The organism is Rhodococcus sp. GXMU-t2271, assembly GCF_041414735.1.
In the GTDB taxonomy this organism is placed as follows: Bacteria; Actinomycetota; Actinomycetes; order Mycobacteriales; family Mycobacteriaceae; genus Rhodococcus; species Rhodococcus indonesiensis.
Genome location: NZ_JAUIZP010000088.1, coordinates 1 through 5,161, shown reverse-complemented (window position 1 = coordinate 5,161; position 5,161 = coordinate 1). Strand labels below are relative to the sequence as shown.

The window sequence follows — 5,161 nt, the reverse complement described above, 5'->3', positions numbered from 1 at the left end:
ATGCGCCGGTGCTGCGGCACGCCGAGCAGATCCTGCACCGCGCCGTCGAGGCCCGCGCAGGTGATCACCGAGGGGGCGCGAGGGCATGACCGACACACAGATCCCTCCCCAGTGGACCCCCACCGAACAGGATGTCGCGAGCGCCCGGATCACCGCCTTCGCCCGGTGGGTCGAAAAGCGCCACGGCGTCTCCCTCCCCGACTACCCCGCCCTGTGGCGGTGGTCCGTCGACAATCTCGGACCGTTCTGGCAGGACGTGTGGGACTGGTTCGACGTACGGTCACGCACCGACCCGGGACCGGCGCTGGACGACGCCACGATGCCCGGAGCCGTCTGGTTCCCCGGCGCGCGCCTGAACTACGTGGAGCACGCCCTGCGGTACGCGCGCGACGACCGCCCCGCGATCGTGCACGTCGGCGAGGACGGCGAACGCACCGAACTGAGCTGGGCCGAACTCCGCAGGCAAGCGGCCGCGCTGGCCGCCACCCTGCGCGAGCACGGCGTCGGTGCCGGCGACCGCGTCGTCGGTTACCTGCCGAACATCCCGGAGGCCGTGGTCGCGCTGCTCGCCACCGCGAGCATCGGCGCCGTGTGGGCGGCCTGCGGCCAGGACTACTCGGCCCCCGCGGCCGTGGACCGGCTCGGGCAACTCGACCCCGCCGCCCTGATCACGGCCGACGGTTACCGGTTCGCCGGCCGCACCCACCCCCGCGCCGAGGCGGTCGCCCGGCTGCGGGAGCAACTGCCCTCGCTGGTGCTGACCGTCGTGGTGCCCCGGCTGGCAGACCCGCACCAGGACCTCGAAGGCGCGCTCACCTGGGAGGCCGCCACCGTCGGAGAACACCCGCTGAGTCCCGAGCCGGTGCCGTTCGACCATCCGCTGTGGGTCGTGTTCTCGTCCGGGACCACGGGGCTTCCCAAGGGCATCGTGCACGGGCACGGTGGTGTCCTGCTCGAGCATCTGAAGGCCGTCTCGCTGCACACCGACCTCGGATCCGACGACACCTTCTTCTGGTACACCAGCCCGAGCTGGATGATGTGGAACTTCCAGGCCGCCGGGCTGCTCGTCGGGGCGACGATCGTCTGTTACGACGGCAGCCCGTCGCACCCGCAGGTCGACCGGCTGTGGCGGATCGCCGCACAGGAACGGGTCACCGTGCTGGGGACCAGCCCGGGATACGTGCTGGCCTGCATCAAGGCGGGCGTCGTTCCCCGGCGGGACCACGACCTGTCCGCCCTGCGGGCGGTGGGCGTCACGGGGTCCACCCTGCCCGCGTCGTCGTCGCAGTGGCTGGCCGAGAACGTCGGCGAGCACGTGCCCGTGATGTCCATCACCGGCGGCACCGATGTCGTCTCCGCGTTCGTCGGTGCCGTGCGCACCGTGCCGGTGTGGCCGGGCGAGCTGTCGGTGCCGTATCTCGGCGTCGCCCTCGACGCGTTCGACGAGCGGGGCCGGCCGGTCCGCGACGAGGTGGGGGAGCTCGTGGTGACCGCCCCGATGCCGTCGATGCCGGTCCGATTCTGGAACGACCCGGACGGTCACCGCTACCGCGAGGCGTACTTCTCCGTCTATCCCGGGGTGTGGCGGCACGGCGACTGGATCACGATCACCGGGCGCGGGACGGTCGTGATGCACGGGCGTTCCGATTCGACGCTCAACCGCCACGGGGTCCGGATGGGCAGCGCCGACATCTACCAGGCCGTCGAGAAGCTCCCCGAGGTCGTCGAAGCCCTGGTGATCGGAGCCGAGCAGCCCGACGGCGGCTACTGGATGCCGTTGTTCGTGGTGCTCGCCGACGGCGCCACCCTCGACGACGCACTGCGCGAGAAGATCCGCACCGTGATCCGCGAGCAGGCGTCGCCGCGGCACGTGCCCGACGACATCGTCGCGGCGCCGGGCGTTCCCCACACCCGCACCGGGAAGAAGCTCGAGGTGCCGATCAAGCGGCTCTTCCAAGGGGCGGACGCGGCCCGCACCGTCGACCGCAGCGCGGTCGACGCACCGGAGTTGCTCGACTGGTATGCCCGCCAGCGGCAGCGTCGGTGAGCTGAGGCACGACCCGCGGAGCGAGGAGGGTCACCCGACTGGACATTTGTCCTGTTCGGGTGATCCGATGGCCACATGACGCTCGCCATCGACATCTTCCTCATCCTGCACTTCATCGGCCTCGCCGGGATCATCGGCTCCTGGCTCGCCGTGATCAAGGAACCGCGCGTGGTGGCCGGCATGCTGCACGGCGCGATCCTGCAGGTGGTGACCGGCCTTGCGTTGGTCGGGCTCAACGAGGCGGACGACGCCGACCTGAACCACATGAAGATCGGTGTCAAGCTCGTCGTCGCCGTCGTCATCCTCGTGATCGCGATCGTCGGGATGAAGAAGGAACGGCAGAACCCGGGCTCGACCGCGGCCCTGGCACATGCGGCCGGTGCGCTCGGCATCCTCAACGTCGTCATCGCCGTGCTCTGGTGACCGCTCCGACACCGCGGCGGCAAAGATGAAGCCGACCTTACCGACCCTGTAGATTGGTCCGGTGCGCAAGTCACGCGGCCGGAAGGCGACCGGCGAGTAACCTGCTCGGGCAGCTCCGCGCCGACAGGCGGGGTGATCGTTGTCCCGGCGGGTCTCGCGGCGTTCGCGCCGTTGTCCGTCGTGTAACGCTCCTCCCCTGAACAGCAGATATACCTGAGCACGGTGCTCGCCCGGGTCACCGGGCGCGACGGTCGGGCATGCGTCCGACGGTGAGAGAGAGGTTGGGGTTTGGACTCGCTGGGTGTCGGCGGATCGGGTGCGACGAACACGAACGCGGCGAACGTGCCGGACGGTGCCTTCCCCCTCTCCCCGGCACAGCTCGGGATGTGGTTCGCGCAACACGTCGACCCGTCGGTGCCCGCGAACATCGCCCAGTACGTCGAGCTCGTCGGCGACCTCGACCGTGACCTCCTGCTCGAGGCCAGCGCCCGCGCCGCCCTCGAGATGGGCTCCGGCTTCCTCCGGTTCCTCGAGGTCGACGCGCAGCCCTACCAGCTCGTCGATCCGAACCTCGACGCCTCCATCGGATACGTGGACCTGCGGGACGCGGACGATCCGCGCGAGGCCGCGATGGAATGGATGCGCGCCGACCGCAGCACCCCGGTGGACGTGCTCAAGGACCGGCTGATCTCGGCCACCGTCCTGCAACTCGGCGAGCGCCGCTACTTCTGGTACAACCGCGTCCACCATCTCGCGCTCGACGGTTTCGGTGCCGCGACCTTCATGACCCGCATCGCGGAGCTCTACACCGCGGCCGTCGAGGGCGCCGAACCCAGCCCGAACAAGGCTTCGGACGTGCGCACCGTGTACGAGGCCGAGATCGGGTACCGGTACTCGTCGCGGTTCGACACCGACCGCGAGTACTGGTCGTCGGTCGTCGAAGGCATCGACGAACCCACCAGCCTGGCCGGTCGTCCCGCACCGCCGGCCCCCGTCAGCCGGATCGACAGTGCCACGCTCGACGACCGTGTCGAGGGGCTCGTCGACCGCTTCGCCGAACGCGAGAGCACCAGCCTCGCCACCGCGGTGATCGCGGCCTTCGCCGCCTACATGGCCCAGATGACCGGCCGCACCGACGTCGTGCTCAGCCTGCCCGTCGCCGCGCGGACCACCGCGGTGCTGCGCCGGTCCGGCAGCATGGTCTCCAACGTGGTGCCGTTGCGCCTCGAGGTGGCCGCCGACACCACCGTGCGCGGGCTCGTCGCGTCGGCCACCGCTGCCGTCTCGGGAGCGCTGCGACACCAGCGGTATCGCCACGAGGACATCGTCCGCGACGCCGGCAGTGCGGCCGGCGGCCGTTCGACGTTCTTCGGACCGTGGGTCAACATCATGCTGTTCGACAACGAGGTCCGCCTCGGCGACATGGTCGGACGGATCAACATCCTGTCCACCGGTCTCATCGAGGACCTCGGGGTCAACGTCTACAAGAGCGGTGGCACGCACACCCACATCGACTTCGAGTCCAACCCCAACCTGTACGGCGCGCAGGAGTCCCGGGCGCACCACGCCCGCTTCGTGGAGTTCTTCGACCGATTCGTCGCGGCCGATCCCGACCGGCGCGTGTGGGACCTGCCCCTCGGAACCGGTGCCGAGACCGCCCAGGTGCTCACCGAGTGGAACCGCACCGAGCACCCCCTCGACCACCGCACGCTGCTCGCGGAGTTCGAGGAGCAGGTGGCACGCACACCCGACGCCACGGCCCTCGTGTACGAGGGCGAGAGCATGACCTACGCGGAGTTCGCCGCCCGCGCGAACGCGCTCGCGCGACTGCTCGTCGCGCGCGGCGTCGGACCGGAGTCCCTGGTCGGACTGTCGGTGCGGCGTTCGCTCGAGCTGCTCGTCGGGATGTACGCGATCCTCGAGGCCGGCGGGGCCTGGGTGCCGATCGACCCGGACCATCCCGCGGACCGGACCGCCTACATCCTCGACACCGCTCAACCCGTCTGCGTGGTCACGACCGCGCGTGACCAGGTGGATCTGCCCGCCGGCCTCGACGTGGTCGAGATCGACCGCGTCGATCTCGCCGGCCTGGACACGCGCCCGCTCACCGACGCCGACCGGCTCGGGCCGGTACGGCTCGACAGCACGGCCTACGTCATCTTCACCTCGGGCTCCACCGGGCGTCCCAAGGGCGTCGCGGTCACCCACCGGGCGATCGACAACCAGATCCGGTGGATGAACGACCAGTACGCGCTGTCGGCGTCCGACGTGTACCTGCAGAAGACCGCGACGACGTTCGACGTGTCGCTGTGGGGCTTCTTCATGCCCCTGCGCGTCGGCGCGACCCTGGTGATCGCCACCCCCGACGGCCACCGCGACCCGATGTACGTGGCCGACAGGATCGCCGAACACGGGGTCACCCTCACCGACTTCGTGCCGTCGATGCTCACGGTGTTCGTCGCCAATGCCCGGCCCGGCTCGTGCGACACGCTGCGTCACGTGTTCGTGATCGGCGAGGCCTTGCCGTCCGAGACGGCGGCCGCGTTCGCCCAGTTGTGCGCCGCGCAGCTGCACAACCTCTACGGCCCCACCGAGGCCGCGGTCTCGATCACCTACCACCGGGCGACTCCCGAGGACGTGACCACCGTCCCGATCGGCGTCCCCCAGTGGAACAGCCGCGTCTACGTCCTC

The 5,161-nt window shown here is 70.3% G+C and carries 3 protein-coding genes; all 3 read left to right on the top strand.

The window, feature by feature from the left end; all coding sequences use genetic code 11:
- Window positions 1-85 precede the first annotated feature (85 nt).
- Window positions 86-2,047, top strand: coding sequence for an acetoacetate--CoA ligase (locus tag QYS60_RS25625; protein ID WP_371384646.1), 1,962 nt, complete (start codon window positions 86-88; stop codon window positions 2,045-2,047).
- 75 nt (window positions 2,048-2,122) lie between these two features.
- Window positions 2,123-2,470: a hypothetical protein gene (locus QYS60_RS25620; RefSeq protein ID WP_003936303.1), complete on the top strand. Its 348-nt coding sequence runs from the start codon at window positions 2,123-2,125 to the stop codon at window positions 2,468-2,470.
- 288 nt (window positions 2,471-2,758) lie between these two features.
- Window positions 2,759-5,161 (top strand): AMP-binding protein (locus tag QYS60_RS25615; protein WP_371384644.1); only part of this gene is annotated, 2,403 nt, incomplete at its 3' end.